At 36.7% G+C, this 19525-nt stretch carries 17 protein-coding genes; all 17 read left to right on the top strand.

The genetic code is table 11. The annotated features are described in order from the left end of the window. The 17 genes from ligA to AC6FXG_RS00755 all read left to right on the top strand — a co-directional run bounded on the left by ligA (position 1) and on the right by AC6FXG_RS00755 (position 19524). Positions 1 to 1989 carry an NAD-dependent DNA ligase LigA gene (ligA, locus tag AC6FXG_RS00675; protein ID WP_500571152.1) on the top strand — a complete coding sequence of 663 codons (1989 nt, stop codon included), beginning with the start codon at positions 1 to 3 and terminating at the stop codon, positions 1987 to 1989. Then, positions 1986 to 2255 carry an Asp-tRNA(Asn)/Glu-tRNA(Gln) amidotransferase subunit GatC gene (locus AC6FXG_RS00680; protein WP_500571153.1) on the top strand — a complete coding sequence of 90 codons (270 nt, stop codon included), beginning with the start codon at positions 1986 to 1988 and terminating at the stop codon, positions 2253 to 2255. The genes ligA and AC6FXG_RS00680 overlap by 4 nt, the downstream gene beginning before the upstream one ends. After that, entirely contained in the window at positions 2255 to 3655 is a 1401-nt protein-coding gene (gene gatA / locus AC6FXG_RS00685; protein ID WP_500571154.1) for an Asp-tRNA(Asn)/Glu-tRNA(Gln) amidotransferase subunit GatA, read from the top strand. Before AC6FXG_RS00680 ends, gatA begins: the two co-directional genes overlap by 1 nt. Next, entirely contained in the window at positions 3655 to 5073 is a 1419-nt protein-coding gene (gene gatB, locus AC6FXG_RS00690; protein WP_500571155.1) for an Asp-tRNA(Asn)/Glu-tRNA(Gln) amidotransferase subunit GatB, read from the top strand. Before gatA ends, gatB begins: the two co-directional genes overlap by 1 nt. Before the next feature lie 125 nt (positions 5074 to 5198). Then, a complete protein-coding gene (locus AC6FXG_RS00695; RefSeq protein WP_500571156.1) occupies positions 5199 to 7313 on the top strand; it encodes an N-acetylmuramoyl-L-alanine amidase in 2115 nt (704 codons plus the stop codon). After that, the gene (gene rdgB, locus AC6FXG_RS00700) at positions 7313 to 7888 is read left to right on the top strand and encodes an RdgB/HAM1 family non-canonical purine NTP pyrophosphatase (protein ID WP_500571157.1); all 576 of its coding nucleotides are present in this window, start codon (positions 7313 to 7315) and stop codon (positions 7886 to 7888) included. Before AC6FXG_RS00695 ends, rdgB begins: the two co-directional genes overlap by 1 nt. 270 nt (positions 7889 to 8158) lie before the next feature. Next, entirely contained in the window at positions 8159 to 9046 is an 888-nt protein-coding gene (locus AC6FXG_RS00705; RefSeq protein WP_500571158.1) for an ABC transporter ATP-binding protein, read from the top strand. Then, complete coding sequence (locus AC6FXG_RS00710; protein ID WP_500571159.1) at positions 9046 to 9798, top strand: hypothetical protein; 753 nt, start codon at positions 9046 to 9048, stop codon at positions 9796 to 9798. The genes AC6FXG_RS00705 and AC6FXG_RS00710 overlap by 1 nt, the downstream gene beginning before the upstream one ends. Next, complete coding sequence (locus tag AC6FXG_RS00715; protein ID WP_500571160.1) at positions 9798 to 10172, top strand: GntR family transcriptional regulator; 375 nt, start codon at positions 9798 to 9800, stop codon at positions 10170 to 10172. Before AC6FXG_RS00710 ends, AC6FXG_RS00715 begins: the two co-directional genes overlap by 1 nt. Next, positions 10147 to 10851, top strand: a complete 705-nt coding sequence (locus AC6FXG_RS00720; protein ID WP_500571161.1) for an ABC transporter ATP-binding protein — start codon at positions 10147 to 10149, stop codon at positions 10849 to 10851. Before AC6FXG_RS00715 ends, AC6FXG_RS00720 begins: the two co-directional genes overlap by 26 nt. Beyond that, the gene (locus tag AC6FXG_RS00725) at positions 10851 to 11630 is read left to right on the top strand and encodes a hypothetical protein (protein WP_500571162.1); all 780 of its coding nucleotides are present in this window, start codon (positions 10851 to 10853) and stop codon (positions 11628 to 11630) included. The genes AC6FXG_RS00720 and AC6FXG_RS00725 overlap by 1 nt, the downstream gene beginning before the upstream one ends. 264 nt (positions 11631 to 11894) lie before the next feature. Further along, on the top strand, positions 11895 to 13898 hold the full coding sequence (locus tag AC6FXG_RS00730; RefSeq protein WP_500571163.1) for a peptide ABC transporter substrate-binding protein: 2004 nt from the start codon (positions 11895 to 11897) through the stop codon (positions 13896 to 13898). 85 nt (positions 13899 to 13983) lie between these two features. Beyond that, positions 13984 to 14931, top strand: a complete 948-nt coding sequence (locus tag AC6FXG_RS00735; RefSeq protein ID WP_500571164.1) for an ABC transporter permease — start codon at positions 13984 to 13986, stop codon at positions 14929 to 14931. Continuing rightward, a complete protein-coding gene (locus AC6FXG_RS00740) occupies positions 14931 to 16094 on the top strand; it encodes an ABC transporter permease (protein WP_500571165.1) in 1164 nt (387 codons plus the stop codon). Before AC6FXG_RS00735 ends, AC6FXG_RS00740 begins: the two co-directional genes overlap by 1 nt. A gap of 9 nt (positions 16095 to 16103) precedes the next feature. Next, positions 16104 to 18104, top strand: a complete 2001-nt coding sequence (locus AC6FXG_RS00745) for an ABC transporter ATP-binding protein (protein WP_500571166.1) — start codon at positions 16104 to 16106, stop codon at positions 18102 to 18104. An 87-nt stretch (positions 18105 to 18191) separates the two neighbouring features. After that, on the top strand, positions 18192 to 18755 hold the full coding sequence (locus AC6FXG_RS00750) for a hypothetical protein (protein WP_500571167.1): 564 nt from the start codon (positions 18192 to 18194) through the stop codon (positions 18753 to 18755). Position 18756: 1 nt separating this feature from the next. Beyond that, positions 18757 to 19524 carry a hypothetical protein gene (locus tag AC6FXG_RS00755; protein ID WP_500571168.1) on the top strand — a complete coding sequence of 256 codons (768 nt, stop codon included), beginning with the start codon at positions 18757 to 18759 and terminating at the stop codon, positions 19522 to 19524. The last annotated feature ends 1 nt before the right edge of the window (position 19525 follow it).

Raw genomic sequence — 19525 nt, forward strand, 5'->3', positions numbered from 1 at the left:
ATGGATTTTAAAATTAGAATGAGAGAGCTGGTGGACCAATTAAATGAGTATAATTACCACTACTACACTCTGGATGATCCAATTGTTACGGACAGCGTTTACGATAAATTATACAGCGAGCTTGTTGACCTGGAGCACAAAAATAATTTTAGGTTTGACGACAGCCCGACTCAAAGGGTTGGTGGAGACCTATTAACAGAGTTTGAAAAATACACCCACAGGGCTCAGCTATGGAGTCTTGGCAAGGCCCAATCTTTTGAAGAGCTAAGGGCCTGGGATGAAAGGTGCAAGAGAGAGGTGGCAGCTTATAATGAGGCAAATCCGCTTGCTCCCCTTCCTGAAGTTGAGTATGTAGTTGAATATAAATTTGACGGTCTTACCATAAACTTAACTTACGAGGACGGCAAGTTTATAAACGCAGCCACTCGTGGAAACGGAGTTGTTGGTGAAAACATTACTAAGCAGGCACTTACTATAAAAAACTTTCCCCTGGCTATAAATTTTAAAGGCCTAATGGAAATCCAAGGCGAGGGTTATATGCCACTGGATGCCTTTGATAATTATAATGCGACTAATGAGATTCCCCTTAAAAATGCAAGAAATGCAGCCGCAGGTGCTCTTAGAAATTTAAACACGACCGAAACGGCCAAAAGAAATTTAAAAGTCTTCACTTATAACATCGGTTACATTGAAGGGAAAACTTTTAAGACCCACATGGAGGTCTTAGAATTTTTGCAAAGGGAAAAGTTTCCTGTAAATCCTTATCACAAATTGGTAAAGACAATTGACCAAGTGATTGACGAAATTAATTTTATAGACGAATCCCGCCACCACCTAAATTATCTGACAGATGGGGCTGTAATAAAGATAAATAATATTAGGACCAGGGAAATCCTTGGCTTTACAAATAAGTTCCCCCGCTGGGCCCTGGCTTTTAAGTTTGAAGCAGAAGAAGTTCAGACCAAGCTCTTAGATGTGACTTGGAATGTGGGCAGGACTGGCAAGGTCACGCCTGTTGCCAGCCTTGAACCCGTGGAAATTTCTGGGGCCATGGTGCAAAATGCAACCCTAAATAATGTTGGCGATATAAATCGCAAGGGAGTTAGAATTGGTGCGGATGTAATTGTAAGGAGGTCCAATGAAGTTATCCCTGAGATAATGGGGACCATTGGTGATTTGTCTGGTACTAAGGAAATTGAAATACCAAGTCATTGCCCATCTTGTGGCACTGAACTAAAAGAAGTTGGTGCCTATCTGATCTGTCCGAATTCAACTTATTGTAAGCCACAAATTGTTTCTAGGATTGAGCACTTCTGCAGTAGAAACGCCATGGACATAGAGGGCCTCAGCGAAAAAACCGCCATGAGCCTAGTCGATGTTTTGGATATATCAGTCGTATATGAGCTTTATGATTTGAATAAGGAATCGCTTTTAAAATTGCCCCTATTTGGAGAAAAAAGAGCGGACAATTTACTGGCAGCCATAGAAAAGTCCAAGGTAAGAGACCTGCACAGATTTTTATTTGCCTTAGGGATCCCAGAAGTTGGCGAGAGGACAGCTAGGGATATTTCAATTAAATTTAAGACCCTTGATAATATTATAAACTCGACTTATGAAGAGCTTATAGAAGTTGAAGGGGTTGGAGATATAATAGCAAAAAATGTTTTGGATTATTTTGCCAGACCCGATATAATTGAAATGCTAGATGAGTTTGATAAGCGTGGTGTAAACACTATTGAACACGAGGACGCGGAGACTAGCGAAGGCTATTTTAGTGGTAAGACGGTTGTAATTACAGGTAGCTTTGAAAATTATAAAAGAGATGAACTAAAGGCTATAATTGAAAGTCAAGGAGGCAAATGCACAGGCTCTGTTTCCAAGAATACAGACATTGTTTTGGCAGGCGAAAAGCCGGGATCAAAGCTGGATAAGGCGAGAGAACTTGGCATTAGAGTAATGGATATAGATGAGTTTTTGGAGGTAAAATGAAGGAACAAGAATTTAAAGATATATGCAAACTTGCACGTATAGAATATGAAGACCATATGTTTGAAGGTTTTAAATCAGCGCTTGATGTCATCATGCATGTAAGTGATTTTGATGGAGACTTGGAAGTTGATTACAATATTAACTCTCCAGAGGTAAAGCCAGATGCAGACCACCCACAAGCAGGCCTAACTAGTGAAGAAGCTTTGCTAAATGCAGATAGGAAAAAATATGGCTATTTTGTTATTAATAAATATGTAGGTGAATAATGAGAAATTTAACAGAAACTTTAGATTTAATTAATTCAGGAAAGCTATCTCCAGAAGAGCATTTATCAGAGGTCCTGGAAAACATTAAAGAAGATGAAAATATAAATTCTTTTATCAGCATGGATATTGAAGCCGCTAAGGAAATGGCAAAAAATTCCAAGGCTGGCCCACTAAGGGGTGCTGTAGTTGGCATCAAGGACAATGTAAATGTAAAAGGCATGAAGACCACTTGTGCTTCAAAGATCTTAAAAGATTTTGAAAGCGTTTTTGATGCTGATGTTACAAAGAGCATTAGAAATTCAGGGGCAACTATACTGGGCAAATTAAATATGGATGAGTTTGCCATGGGTTCTTCCAATGAGAGCTCATACTTTGGCCCAGTTAAAAATCCTTTGGATAATTCACTAGTGCCAGGAGGCAGCTCAGGCGGTTCTGCCGCTGCAGTTGCTATGGGCTTTGTGGATGTGGCTATTGGCACTGATACTGGTGGCAGCATTAGGCAGCCTGCTAGTTTTTGCTCGGTTGTTGGTATTAAACCAACTTATGGGGCAGTGTCCAGGTACGGTGTTCAAAGCCTGGCAAATACCTTTGATACTGTAGGTACACTTGGCCGTTCAGTCCAAGATGCTTATTTGTTCCTACAAAATATTGCCTGCGATACACAAAACGATATGACCAAGATTAAGGTTGACCTTCCAGATTTATATAAAAGTCATGACCAGGCTATAGAAAATTTAAAGGGTAAGAAGATTGCAATTTTTAAAAACTTTGACAACTTTGATTTTGAAGACGGCGTAAGAGAGGCCTATGATAAATCCATTAAAGCCCTCCAAGGTGCAGGGGCAATTATTGTGGAAGATGAGTTTAAGTATTTAGACTTTGCCGTTGCCGCTTACTATACGCTCGTGGCCGCTGAATGCTCAAGCAATCTCTCCAGGTTCGATGGGATTAGGTATTCAGGCATAGATTATACGGGAAGTATTGAAGATTATATGACCAAGGTTAGGTCAGAAGGCTTAAATGAAAGTGTAAAGCGCAGGGTTTTACTTGGCATGTATATTTTGTCCAGCAAAAATAAAGACCAAATTTATGGCAAGGCCTTGGAAATCAGACAAGCCATTAGAAATGATTACGACAGGATTTTTAAAAACGCTGACGTAATTTTAACTCCAACTGCCAACGAACTTGCTTTTAAACTTGGCAGCAAGACCACAGATCCAAAAAAGATGATGGAAGGCGACATACTTTCAGTTTCTCCAAATATGGCAGGACTTCCTGCAATTTCTGTTCCATCAACAAGCGAAAGAAAGATAAATGCTGGCATGCACTTTATTGGGAATAAAAAAGACGATGCAAATCTGGCAAGGATTGCCATGGCCTATGAAGGGTTGGTGAAATAATGAAAACTTTAATTGGATTAGAACTTCACGTTGAATTAAAAACTCAAAGAAAAATGTTTTGTAAGTGCAAGTCAGCTTTCGGCGATGAACCAAATACTAATGTTTGCCCCGTTTGCCTTGGTATGCCAGGTGCCCTTCCTGTTATAAACGAATTTGCAATTGAGCAGGCCATTAGAGCTGGCCTTGGCTTAAATTCTGAGATTGCAAAGGTTATCAAAATGGATAGGAAGAATTATTTTTATCCAGACTTGGTCAAGGGCTATCAAATTTCACAAGAAGATACGCCGATTTGTGCTGGCGGCTATGTAGAAATCGAGGTCGATGGCAATAAAAAACGCATTCACCTGGAAAGGGCCCATATAGAAGAGGATACTGGTAAGGCCAATCACATGGGAGACATTACCCTTATGGACTACAACAGGGCTGGTCTTCCACTAATAGAAATTGTAACTAAACCTGAAATCGAAAGCGGTAAGGAAGCCAGAGCCTTTATTGAAGAACTCAGAGATATTCTAACAGAGCTTGGAGTTTCAGACTGCAAGATGGAAGAAGGATCTATGCGTGTTGACTGCAACTTTAATATTGTCGATGGCGATTTTAAAACCGCTATAACAGAGGTAAAAAATATCGGATCAACTAGTGGTGTTGAGATGGCCATGAACTACGAATTCAATCGCCACAAGGATTTGCTTGCCAAGGGCGAAAAAGGCATCAGAGAAACCAGGCGTTGGGATGAAGAAAAGCAAGAAACTGTTGTTATGCGTGTAAAGTCTGAGTCAAATGACTATAGGTTCCAATTTGATGGAGACATTCCAATTTTACCTGTGGAAGATGAGTTAGTTCAAAAAATTAAAGATAATCTACCAGAATTAAAATCCGAACGCAAGGAAAGATTAATTAAGTCCTATGACTTAAGCGATTATGATGCTGGAATAATTTCCAATGACAAGCATCTAGCAGAATACTTTGAATCTATTTCCAAAGAAGTGGGCGATGAAAAGCTTGTTGTAAATTGGATTATGAACGAATTTTTAAGAAGAATCAATGATTTGGAAACCACAATTGACGATCTGAAGTTCGAAAAGGCTGACTTTGTAAATCTATTAAAACTGGTCAAAGAAAATAAAATCAATAATAATTCTGCGAAAAAAGTTTTTAGAGAAATGTTTGAGGACGGAACCAGTTCAGAAGAAATTATCAAGAGGGACAACCTTCTCCAAGTTAGCGACGATGGCGCTATTGAAAAATGGGTTGCAGATGTAATGGAAGCAAATCCAGATTCAATTACAGACTACCACAATGGTAAGGACAGGGCCTTGGGCTTCTTGGTAGGTCAGGTTATGAAGGCCTCCAGAGGTAAGGCAGATCCAGTTCTTGTTAACAAGATGATTCTAGATAAATTAAACGAAATGAAATAGTATTGACCATGCAGGAGAGTTTTCTTGCATGGTTTTTATATGCAAACAATAAAACTTTCCTCGTAATATTAAATTAATTTGCAATTTGACTTATAATAATGTAAAATTTAATACATGGAGGCATTATGAAAAAGAGATTTTTTAAGTTTTTTATATTTTTTCTTTTAACATTTTCTATATGCATGCAAATCGATGCGGCAAAGTTAAATATAGATGGACAAGATAGGGAAGTATTGAATGTAAATATTAGTATCAACGGCCAGTCCGCCAATACTAATTTGCCTGTTTTTGTTGTAAATGAAAGGACCTATGTGCCTGTTAGATTTGTAAGTGAAAGTCTGGGCTACAAGGTTATTTGGCTTCAAGATACTTTTACTGTTGAAATCAGAGGGACTGATAAAAAGATGTGGTTTCCTGTTGGCAAGGCCCAAGTTAATCTGGGCGCTGGTCTAATCAATACTCCTGATGGGGTTAAGGCTTCTATTGTTCGCTTGCCAGGATATACGGATGGTTTTACTTATGTGCCGGTCAGATTTATTGCCGAATATATGGGGCAAAAAATTGACTGGGACCAAGCTACTATGACCGTAAAAATTGGTCAAGATAATATTGCAAAAACACCAGATCTTTTTGTAGAAGAAACTGAAACAAATGACAATCAAACTGATTCAAAAGATAATATAAATGAAGATAGTAAAAATGAGGACAATTCTAAGCCTGCTAACAATATTAGGGTCAACCTTATAAATGTTAAGACCAGTGGTCAGGAAGAGTCTACTCCAAAGATGTATTTTAATTTCGATGGCAAGATGGACTACAAGGTCGTGTCTAACAACGGATCTAAGGTCGTATTTATTCCAAATGCCCAAGCTGATAGTAAATTTTTAGGCAGCTTCAGGTCTGCTCTTAAAAATTCATCTTCTTATAATGTTAATCAAAAGCCAGACGGCTTGGAAATTGAATTTGTAAAAGCCCAAGATGGGGTCAATTTTTACAGGGAAGATGCCAATAAGACCTTGGTTGTAACTGACAGCCACTTATTCAAAGGTCTGCAGACTGCAGAACATAATGGGAGCAGGGCCTATGTTTTAAAGGGCATGGGCAAGCAACAGTATAGAAAATTTGAATTTGAAAATCCAAAGAGGGTTGCCCTTGACTTCCTAGATTCTGAACTGGAAGGCACAAACTATGTAGAGTTTAAAGAAGCGATTGGTTTTATATCGAGCGTTAGGATGAGCCAGTTTGTTCCTGATAAAAACTATGATCCAAACGACAAGATTTTGCGGGTGGTTTTTGATATAGAAGATGGGATTAAGTACCCTGACTTAAAAATTGAAACTGTAGGCGATGACCTCTACATTTATCCAGTCGAATCCCTCTACAATTATTTTAAATTTAGAAATAGCGGGACCATTAGATATATTACAATTAAGGATTATGATAAGCCAATTGATTTTTCCTATGACCAAGTTACCAACAAGATAACAGCTAGGATTGACAGGAATATTCCAGATGGTATAGTTAAATACAATGACTCTCTTGTTAGAGATTTGGTTGTTGAAAACAATATTATAACCATCAGCTTGGTTCGTAATGTTCAAGCAGAGAGCATAGTTGACCAAGATGGCAGCTCGATTAAAATTACCAGAGTAAGAACTGGTAAAAATTCGGACTACTTGATTTTGATAGACCCTGGCCACGGGGGAACTGACCCTGGTGCAAGCGACTTCTCAAAAACATATTGGGAAAAAGATTGCATCTTACCAGTACAAAGATCATTGGAAAAAAGGCTCTTGGACTTAGGCTATGTTGTTAAAAAGACAAACGACACAGTGGATTCATACGTTGGTATTCACGACAGGGCCAAGATGGCCAATGAATTGATGCCAGATATATTTATATCCATTCACGCCAATGCGTCTGATTACGCTAAGCCAAATGGCATGGAAGTTTTATACGCATCTGAAGATAAAAATCCTAATAAAGAAAAGGGTCAGGCCAGGATTGCTCAAATCTTTAACGATGAAGTATCCAAGGCCACAGGACTTAATTCTCGCGGCATTAAAAACAGGCCAGAGATTGTAGTTGTGGGCAAATCAAATGTCTCAGCTATTTTACTTGAAATGGGATTTTTAACTAACGAAAGAGATCTGGCACTTTTAAAAGATCCAGCCTTTTTAGAAAGAGTTGTCGACGGACTTGTGTCGGCTATAGAAGTTTATTTGACGGAGTTTAGATAATGATAGTAGTAGCAAGTGGCAATGCCCACAAGATTCAAGAAATAAAAGAAATATTAAGCGATTGGCAAGTAATTTCTTACAAGGAAGCTCACCCAGACCATGAGTCACCAGTCGAAGATGGGGACACTCTTGAGGCCAACGCTTTTATAAAGGCAAATGACATAAAGGCATTGTACGACTGCATGGTTATTGCTGATGACTCTGGCTTATTTTGCCAGGCTTTAAATGGAGATCCTGGAGTTCACTCTGCCAGATATGCCGGTGAGCCTTGCAATGATAAAAATAACAATGACTTGCTTATAAAAAATCTCCAGGGCAAGGATAGGACGGCTGAATTTAGGTCGACCATCTGCTTGATTGAAGAAGATGGCAAGGCATCTTATTTTACTGGAATTTGCAAGGGACAGATAATAGATGAGCCAAGGGGCGACGGAGGCTTCGGCTATGATCCATATTTTTTACCTGATGGAGAGACCAAGACATTCGCTCAGATGTCTGCAGGAGAAAAAAATAAAATTTCTCACAGGCGGAGGGCACTGGAGCAATTAAAAGAATATTTAAAAGATAAAAAATAAAATTTAACCACGACATCCAGTAGTGATATGATGGAGGCCGTGGTTTTTAATTGCAATGAAAATCTGTAAGTCGAATACAAATTAAGAAGCCTTCAATTTTGAAGGAGGCATTGTGATTCAATTTATAATTACAAGAAATTAAGACAGTGAAATCTTTATAAAAATTTAAAAATATTTTTACATAAATTTATAAAAAACCTATTGACAAACATATAAATATGGTGTACTATGTAACTAGTTCACTAGGGACGACATGAAAGGAGAATCTTGATGGATATAATTAATACAAAAAATTTAACCATGAAGTTCAAAGACTTTTACGCGGTCAAAGATGTATCGATCGATGTTAAGAGCAATCAAATTTATGGTTTAGTAGGAAAGAATGGAGCTGGCAAGACAACTCTTATGAAATGTTTGCTGGGTTTACTGCCAGGATCAAGCGGAGAGATTAAAATGTTTGAGGCCGACGACCTTGCTGAGGGCAGGAGAAAAACTGGAGCCTTAATAGAAGAACCAGGATTTTTTAAAAACCTAACGGGTTATCAAAATCTTATGTATTTTTCCAAGGCCTTTGGCATTAATGATTCAGCAGAAGTTCTTAAGCTCTTGCAACTTTTAAAATTATCTGAAGCCAAGGATAAAAAATATAAAAATTATTCACTTGGTATGAAGCAACGCCTGGGCATTGCCTTAGCCTTGATTGGTGACCCGGATTTACTTGTCTTGGATGAGCCGATTAACGGCATTGACCCAGAGGGCATTGTAGAGATGAGAAACTTATTTAAGAGTCTGGTCTATGACCAAGGTAAGACCATTATCATCAGCTCTCATATCTTGAGCGAAGTTGAAAATCTCTGCGACAATATTGCCATTATAGAAAAAGGCCAAGTGATTGACGTTATAGAAAATCACTCAGCAAAAAATCAAATGACAAAATATGTCACAAGCCTCTCAACGGATAATAATGAAAAGGCCAAAGAAGTTTTGTCAAAAGAAAATATTAATTTTAAGGAAGAAAATGGTCTTGTATTAGAAGGTGATATAAAAACTTCCAGGCTTTTAAAACTCATGACTGAAAATGAAATTGAAATCATCGAGTATGCCCGTAAGAAAGAGTCTTTGGAAGAATATTATCTTGAAAGATTGGAGGAAAAATAATGTTTGACTATATAAAAGCAGAGGTCTATAGGACCAGAAAAACTTCAAACAATTGGATAATGTGGATTCTAGGAGTGCTAGCTATAGGACTCACAGTAATTTCGATGAAGTCTTTTGACGAAGTTCCGTTTAGGGATAATTTTTATTTTGGTATTGCACAAATGCTAAGTCAAATGGCTGTCTTTATATCCATATTAATTATGGGGGCCAGCTTTAAAAAAGATTTTGAAGAGAAGAATTATGTACAAAAGGGCTATAAGAGATCAAATATTATATGGGGAGACCTGGCTGTAGCAACTCTTTCTACAATAGTTAAGGCTGTAGGCTTAACCATTCTGGTCTACTTATCCTCGCTCTTATTTAAGGTTGACCCAGTAAATCGTAGCATGGATTTCAATGAAATGCTGATAGCTGTATTTTGCATAACCCTTGCAGTTTTTGCAATGAATTGTGGGACTTATATGATTTACAATGTATCTGGCAAATCTGGTGTTGCAAGTATGTTATCCTTCTTGATGTATCTATTGATACCACAAATAATGACTGTTTTTATGGAGTATGATACATTTTTGGGTAAGCTTTGCAAGCATGTTTTCAAGTTAAACCCTATGTATAATTTTTCAAATCTTGCATCATATATTGAACATGATAACTTTGAAATGGACTGGAAGTATTTTACAATGATGATAGTATTGAACTTTGTTGTATTTAATGCAATAAGTTTAATTAGCAAAAAAAGGAAGAGATATTAATGGATTTTACAGATAGAATTCCTATCTATGTCCAAGTCCAAGACGCCATAATCAAAAAAATAATCCTTTGCGATTATAAGCCCGGAGACAAGATTCCTTCGATCAAAGATCTGGCAAAGGATTTTAAAATAAATGCCAACACGGTAAGCAAATCGCTGACAGATCTTGAAGCCCAAGGAATCCTGGAGACCAGGCGGGGCATGGGGACATATATAGTAGAAGATAAAGACATGATAGAGGAAACCGTGGACAAGTATATAGGGTCTAGGGTTTCAGATACAATAACAGAGTTTGAAATGCTTGGCATAGATAAGCAAAGATTAATTGAATTAGTTAAGGAGAAGACAGATGACGACAATTCTAAGAACGACTAATCTTACAAAAAAATATGGATCCAAGACCGCCTTGGACAATTTGACTTTGGAATTGCAAAAGGGTGAAGTCCTTGGAGTCCTTGGACCAAATGGCAGCGGCAAAACCACTTTTTTAAAGATTATAGCAGGCATGCACAAAAAAACTTCAGGTGAAATTACAATTTGTGGTGAAGAACCCGGCATAAAAACTAAGGGCATGGTTTCATATTTACCAGATAGAAACTTCCTATATAAGTGGATGAAGATAAGTAACGCTAGAGATTTTTACAGGGACTTCTTTCCAGATTTTAACGAGCAGAGCTTTGTAAAGATGATGGAGGTAATGAATCTGGATATAAATCAAAAGATATCAAGCCTATCCAAGGGTATGCAGGAAAAATTAAATGTAGCCCTTTGTTTTTCCCGCGAAGCCAAGCTCTATGTACTTGACGAACCCATTGGTGGTGTTGACCCACTTGCAAGGGACATGATCTTGGATTCTATTATAGATAGGGCCTATGATAAAAAGACAATTATCATCACAACTCAACTCGTCAGAGACATAGAAAATATCTTTGATAGGTGTGTATTCTTAAGCGATGGAAGAGCAATTCTCTCAGGCAATGCAGAGGAGATTAGAAATGAAAGAGGCATGAGCATAGAAGAAACTTTTAAAGAACTTTATAGGGGGCAAATCTAATGTTTAAATTTTTAAAATACGATTTTAAGGGCAGCTATAAAACCCTCTTGGGCTTTATCTTAGGAGGCATAATAGGGTCGACATTTATTCAAATATTTTTCTTCCAACAAAGCAATGAACTCAAGGCTTCTGGCCTTGATATGCCTGTTGCACTAAAGGGAATAATAGTAATTGCCAGCGCTCTCGTTATAGTATCAGTAGTAATAGGCTTTATTATCTATAGCGTAAGGATGTTTTCAAATGAGTTAAATGAAGACAGGGGATATTTGACCTTCTCAGTTCCTCAAAGCATGTACAAAATGATTTTAAGTAAGCTCTTTATTGTCTTTATATGGAGCATGCTGTCAATGCTTGTGGGATTTTATTACAATATAGCTTTTTCTTACCTAATCTTTGATTCAGGACAAGCTGCAGAAGTGTTGATGGAATCATTCTCTGGTTTTTCAGATATTATTAGAAACATTTTTATAACCGGAGTTGAAGCAACATTTATAATGAGTGTCTGTTACTTTGCAATTTCTTTGAGCAAGGTAACTTTTAATAACAAAAAGCTAGGTCTATTGTGGATTCCAATTTTTATCTTATTATTAATAGCAGTAAATTATTTAAGATCATTTTTAGCCAGCCCATACATCCTCAGACCTTTTGGACCAGTAGTAAATGTCTTTGGAGTCTATTATGATTATAATATGTGGAGGGTTGTAATCTTCGACATTATTTGTGGAGCCTTATTTGTAACAGGCACAACATATATACTAGACAAAAAGATTAACATCTAGATATCCTGATAAATGAAGCGAGTCGTAGATAAAACGACTCGTTTTTTGTATATAAATCAAATTTTATAAAAAAATTCGAAAAAAATATTTTTTGGGAAAAGGAATAATCGCAACACTTATCCATAAATAGTTAACAAAATAGTAAAGAACATACGATTTTCGCACAAAATACCCTTTACAAAATAATTACAATGTGTTATTATATATGTATCATATCTGATAGATATGAATATTTGGTAAAACCACAAAACAAAGGAGGATTTTATGAACAAAAGACTATTAGCTATCCTAATAGCAGCAATGATGGTTATGTCATTCATGGTAGCCTGCGGCAAAAAAGATGCGCCAGCAGAAGAAACAAAACCTGCCACAGAAGACACATCAAAGACAGACGAAAAGACAGATGACAAAAAAGACGAAACAGAACCAGATGATAAATCAGGTGAACTTGTTAGAAGAGTTTCAGGATCAAAGATCGCTACTCTAAACCAACACGTTTACCAAACATCAGCTGAATCAGACATTTTCCAATTTACACTAGCTGGACTTATTGGCGTTTACTATGATGAAGAAAACGACACATTTAAATTCGTTCCAGAACTAGCAGCAGAAATGCCAACTCACTCAGAAGACGGTTTACACTGGACATTTAAATTAAGAGACAATCTACAATGGCCAGACGGAACACCTATCGATTCAAGCACATTTGAATATTCATGGAAGATGCTACTTGATCCAAAGCTAAAGAACCACAGAGGTGCTGACAGCTTCTTCGGAGATACAGAAGTAGTTAACGCTAAGAAATATTGGATGGGTACTGCAGAAGACAACATTAAGCTTCAAAAACAAAAAGAAGAAGAAGCTGCTCTAGAAGAACTCAAAAAAGAAATCGAAGCTATGGCAGACGGTGAAGAAAAAGATAAGAAACAAGCTGAATACGACGAAAGAAACGACAAACTTCAAGCAAACTATGTTGAAGTTAACGAAGAAGATTTAGCTGAAGGTGGAGCTAAATGGGAAGAAGTTGGACTTAAGTTCCCAGACCCACTAACAATCGAAGTCGACCTAGCTTTTGCTATTCCAGAAGTTGACTTCTGGCTAAGCTTTACAAACGGACCTAAATCACCAGTTAGAGAAGAACTCTACGAAAAAGGTATGAACGCTGACAGAACAGAAACAACTTATGGTACAAGCCTTGAAATGCTTGACTTTACTGGTCCTTATGTTATGACAGAATGGACAAGAGACCAATACTACGAATACCACAGAAACGATAAATATCCACTTCCAGAATACTGGACAGCAGATGTTATCAAATCAAGAGTTGTTGAAGATCAAAATACAAACCTTCAATTATTCGAAAATGGTGAAACAGACTCAGCTGGTTTATCAGGTGACAACTACACCAAATACGAAGAAGACCCACGTCTAGTATTTAACGAAAGAGAAACAGTTTGGATGATGAACATCAACATGACATCTGACAAACCAGGCAAAGAATTCTTAACAGACATTAACTTCAGAAGAGCTATGTTCTATGGTATGAACCGTGAATCAATCGTTAATGATATTTACAAGATCGGTATCCCAAGCTCAACAATCGTTGCTACAATTAAGACTGCTGACGCTCTAAAGGGTGAACTCTACAGAGATACTCCGGAAGCTAAAGCTATTGAAGCTCCTAACTATGGATACGATCCAGAAAAGGCTGTTGAATACTTTGACAAAGCTTACGAAGCATTTGGTAAGAAGCAAATGGTTGCTGAAATGATGTACTTTGAAAACTCAGACAACATGAAGAAGATGGCTGAATACCTAGAAAAAGAATATGAATCATTATTCGGACCAGACAGACTTGACATCCAACTACGTGCAGTTCCTTGGAACAACGTTTACGACAAGATGGAACAAGGCGACTATGACCTAGGATTTGGCGGATGGGCAGGCGGACTCTTTAACCCATGGAGCTCAATGGAAGTTTACACACAAGACTTCGGTATCAAGACAGACCAATTCTATTCAGACGAATTTGACGAACTATACAGAAGAACAGTTAAAGGCGACTTAATCTTTGATACTCAAAAGAGAATCGAAGCTCTAGCTGAAATGGAAAAAATGCTATTAGATGCACTCCCAGTAATTCCAATTTACCAAGGAAGAAGTGCTGTTCTATATTCAGACAGAATTCACCTATTAACCAGACAATGGATCCCAGGCGTTGGATTTGCTTCATACCAAGCACCACTTGATCCACTACCAGTTAACTAATAAATAGTTAAAAATTATTATATTTGATTAAGAAAGGGGAGCTCTTCCCCTTTCTTCAAATATATACGAGAAAGGAGAGAAGAGCGTGATCAGATATACCGCAAGAAGACTAGTACTTATGGCGATAACCTTGTTTTTCATCATATCACTAAGTTTTTTCGTTATGCACTCTATGCCAGGAAGCTTTATTCAAGATAATAAATTGCCGGCAGAAGTTAAGAGAGCCATGGAAGATAAATATCACTTGAATGAATCTTTGATGGTACAATATGGATATTTTTTAAAAGATTTTGTTAGAGGTGACTTTGGAATTTCACTAGTTATTAATCCAAAAGTTCCCGTAAATGAAGTTCTTGCAACCAAGATTCCGGTTTCAATGCAACTTAATATTTTTTCACTTATTTTTACAATGCCTATAGCTATGATATTGGGTATATGGGCAGCTATACGAAAAAACAAACTTGCTGACCAAGTTATTTCATTTTTCATAATATTATTTATTTCAGTTCCAAGTTTTATATTCGCTACACTTATGCAATATTTCTTAGCATTTAAACTTGGATGGTTCCCTATAATTACAACTCCTGAAAAGAACCTAACATGGACTAAATTCCACTCAATGATTCTACCAATTTTGGCACTATCATTCGGTTCAATCGCTGGTGTTGCACGTTATACAAGAGCCGAGCTCACTGAGGCTCTAAACTCAGAATACATGTTACTTGCAAAATCAAAAGGTTTAAGCCAAGTACAAGCTACAACAAGACACGCTTTAAGGAACTCATTTATTCCACTTGCAAACATCATTATCCCAATGTTTATCCAAATCATGGGTGGATCACTTGTTATTGAAAAGATCTTCTCAATTCCAGGTATGGGTAATGTTATGGTTGACGCTATTAACGCTCACGACTTCCCACTTGCAATCGGAGTATTGTTCTGGTTCTCACTACTTAGCTTGATTACAATTTTAATTGTTGACTTGAGCTATGGTATTATTGACCCAAGAATTAGACTAGGAGGTAGAGATTAATGGCTGATATCAAAAATGTAAATCTTGATCCAAGTTTAGATATTCCAAAAGAAAAATTTGAATATGTTCACTTTGATGAAAAAATTCATGACGAAGCTATAAAGGGTGAAGCTATTGGTTTCTTCAAGGACGCTATGATCCGTTTTAGAAAAAACAAGGCTGCTCTAGTAAGTTTTATTATTATAGCGATCTTAGCTGTTATGGCTATCATTGGTCCATCACTTGGTAAGTTCACATACGACGAACAAAATGTTAAGATGACCAATATGACTCCAAGAATTTCTTGGGCAAATTCTGACTTCTTCTCTGGTATTAAGAAGAAGGAAGTTAGAGAAACTTCTATTGAAGAAAAGTATAAGGATTCTTATGTTAGCACAGTAAGCACTCGTGAAATTATGGGTGTCCCAATGTCTACAATAAAGTATGACCAATATAAACAAGTAGAAATTGAAAATCCAAAATTAGAACCAAAGCCAACTTCAGTTTATTACTGGTTCGGTTCTGACTATTTAGGACGTGACTTATGGACAAGGCTATGGAGAGGTCTTAGAGTTTCATTCCTAATCTCTCTAATTGCTATGGCTGTTAATATTTTTGTAGGTATCGTATACGGTGCTGTTTCCGGTTATTATGGCGGTTGGGTAGACCTTCTTATGCAACGTATAATCGAAATACTTGGCGGTGTACCTTATCTAGTTATTGTTATTCTCTTTGTATTCTACTATGGACCTGGTATTGTTCCGCTAGCTCTTGCTATGTGTATGACAGGTTGGATTGGAATGAGCCGTATGATTCGTGCACAATTCTTAAAATACAAGGAAATGGAATACGTACTTGCATCCAGAACTCTTGGTGCAAGCGATAGAACACTTATTTTTAGACACATTCTACCAAATGCTATTGGTATCATTATCACAATGGCTGCACTTGAAATTCCGGGAGCTATATTCAGTGAATCTTTCCTAGCTTATATCGGTCTAGGTATTCAAGCTCCAGAATCTTCAATCGGTGTATTGTTAGCAGACGGACAAAAAGTTCTACTCGAATTTCCACACTTAACTGTTTTCCCTTCACTAGTTATCTCAATTATGATGATTGCATTTAACTTGATGGGTAATGGTTTAAGAGACGCATTTGACCCAACATTACGTGGTATCGAATAGGAGGATAAAATGACAGATAAAACAAAATTACTTGATGTAAAAAATCTATATGTAACATTTAATACCTATTCAGGGAAAGTTCACGCTGTAAGAGGAGTTAACTTTGATGTTGACAACGGTGAAACTCTTGCAATCGTTGGTGAAAGTGGAAGTGGTAAGAGTGTTACTGCTAGAGCTATAATGAGAATACTTGCTAAAAACGCTAATGTTGAAAGCGGGGAAATCTTATATAAGGGTAAAGACCTACTAAAGATTACAGAAAAAGAAATGAGTGTAATTCGTGGTGACGAAATCGCTATGATCTTCCAAGATCCATTATCATCTCTTGACCCTGTTATGAGAATAGGTAAACAAATTACCGAAGCAGCTAGAATTAAACACGGCACATCTAAAGAAGAAGCTAAACAAAAAGCTATTAAATTATTGGATGCAGTTGGTATTACAAACCCAGAAGTTAGATATACACAATTCCCATTCCAATTCTCAGGTGGTATGAGACAAAGAATTGTTATTGCAACAGCTCTTGCTTGTGACCCTGAACTTCTAATTTGTGACGAACCTACAACAGCTCTGGACGTTACAGTTCAAGCTAAGATTCTTGAATTAATTCAAGAAATTCAAAAAGAAAGAAATATCGGTGTAATCTTTATTACTCACGACCTTGGTGTTGTTGCTAACCTAGCAGACAAAGTTGCTGTTATGTACGCAGGTAAGGTTGTAGAATACGGTACAGTATATGATATCTTTGAAAAACCAAGACACCCATATACAATGGCTCTATTATCAGCTATGCCTGACCTAGAAACAGACTCAAATCATGAACTTTATACAATTCCAGGTGCACCACCAAACATGCTTTATCCTCCAGTAGGAGATGCATTTGCGCCTAGAAACCAATTCGCTATGAAGATCGACCTTGAACAACAACCACCTATGTTTGATGTTAATGAGGGTCACTGGGCTTCAACTTGGTTGTTACACCCTGATGCTCCAGAAATTGACTTTAACACATTTAGAAACAAAGTTAGAAGTGAATCTTATGAAAGTGTAAGTAAACACATTGCTACTTCTGAAGAAGAACCAATCTTAAGCGTAAGAAACTTGAAGCAATACTTCAAATCAGGTCGCGGTAAAAACAAGATGATTGTTAAGGCTATCGATGATGTTAGCTTTGATATATACAAGGGTGAAAGCTTTGGTCTAGTTGGTGAATCTGGCTGTGGTAAGACTACAACAGGTAGAACCATTATCAGACTTTATGAACCAACTGAAGGTGAAATTATATATAAGGGCAAGGATATATCTGGTAAACTAAACAAAAAAGAAAAACGTGAAGTTAACCAATCAATGTCTATGATCTTCCAAGACCCAATTGCTTCTATTAACCCAAGAATGACCGTTAAGGAAATTATTGGTGAAGGTTTAAGGATCAACAACTTAACATCTTCAGAACATGAAATGAATGAACTTGTATATCAAATGCTAGAAACTGTTGGCTTGACATCAGAACATGCCAACAGATATCCACACGAATTCTCAGGTGGACAAAGACAAAGAATTGGTGTTGCTAGAGCTTTGATTACAAATCCAGACTTCGTTATTGCTGACGAACCTGTATCTGCTCTTGACGTATCAATTCAAGCTCAAGTTCTTAACCTACTGAACTCAATTAAGCGTAAACTAGGTCTAACAATCTTATTTATTGCTCACGACTTATCAGTTGTTAAGTACTTCTCAGATAGAATTGGTGTTATGTATTATGGTAAGCTAGTTGAACTTGCAGAAAGTGATGAACTTTACAGAAACCCACTTCACCCATATACACAAGCTCTACTATCAGCTATTCCAATTCCAGATCCTAGAATTGAAAAGGGCAGACACCACTTGACTTATGATCCATCAATGCACAACTATGAAGTTGATAAGCCATCATGGACAGAAATTAAGCCAGGACACTTTGTTCTAGCAAATGAAGCTGAACTTGAAGAAATGAGAAAGAAACTAAAATAAAAATTTATTTAAAAAAGGGGAGTGGGCTTAGCCTCTCCCCTTAATTTTTAAAAAAATACAGGCTAGTCCTGTTATATTGGAGATATTATGAAATTTAAAAAATTATTTAAAGGCCTATGGATAGCTTTATTTATTATTTTTTGTATAATTGCTATTTATATGGAGGTCGTTAGAGTAGATAATGTTAGACAATTATCTTCTAATGAACTTACTGGAGAAGCAGTTCATAGGATTAAAATGTATGGACGTTTATTTAACTTTTTGATTGTTTATTTATTTTTTTTAGGCGCCTATGCCTTTGTTAGTGTATTTAAATTATTAGTTAGCCCTCGAGTTGGGGGAAATATATTCAAGATTATACTCGCATCCGCTTTATATGTAGGATCAATAGCTGTAATGGTTATCGGTTATAATAATATTTTAAATGTAAACTTTTTTGTTGAGCTTACCGGAGCCTTATCTGAACCTTCTATTAAAACTTCATACACTCATTTATTAATGTTAGCCTTTATTGGCGGGGCCAAATACCTTGAGAAATCAATAGACAATGAGATGGTTAAAAACCACAAAAAAGATGTTGTAAATTCTGAACTTTATAACAGACATAAAGTTCTAAGGGGTATTATCAAAGATCACAGTAAGGATGAGTAGTATGAATTATAATATTTATAAGCCTAAGGAAGCTCCTAAGAAATTTTTCACTTACCAAAATATTTTTTGGACATTTTTTGCCCTGAGTATTATCTATATTTTTTCTAGATATTTTGTACATGATGCCACAATTTATAGGAGCCTTGCAGAAGAGAGAATGTTAGCTGAACCTGGTTTTACTTACTCGGGTTTCATCAAGTTTATAGGTAGTCAAAAATTTTCACTAATATGTGAATTTATTGGCAGAATTTGCATACCTATGGCAATATTTTGCATATTTTTATGCATCTACAATGGCAAGCTTAATCTGTGGCCAGTTCTTTTTGTCATTATTTTTGCTGAAGGCTTTTACCATTATTTTAACTTTAAGCAATTTTACTTCGGAGAATTTTCTGAAGTATTTATGGTCCTCTTATCGATTCCGTTTTTTTACGTTTGGACGATGGTAAAAAGGAATGGTAAGGCTTGGGCCTATAGGCTGCTATTAACATTTAGCCTTCTCTTTATTTCAATATTTTTAGGAGTGAATTATGCAATTTCACTTTCCATTTATATTATTTCTCTAGCCTATTTTGATCCAGTAAGGTCAAGTCAGGCTATTTTTGGTGCCATTAGCATGTTCCCTCAGGGATCTTCGGTTCTTGCAAATTTATTTGTATATTTTTATGACGAAGACTTTGACAGAAAGAGAACAAACAGCTATTGGCTTTTATTTTTGCCAATTTTTACAATTATTATATTTATTTTAAGAAACAAAATTTTAGGATAGG

It is taken from the genome of Ezakiella massiliensis (assembly GCF_059862345.1).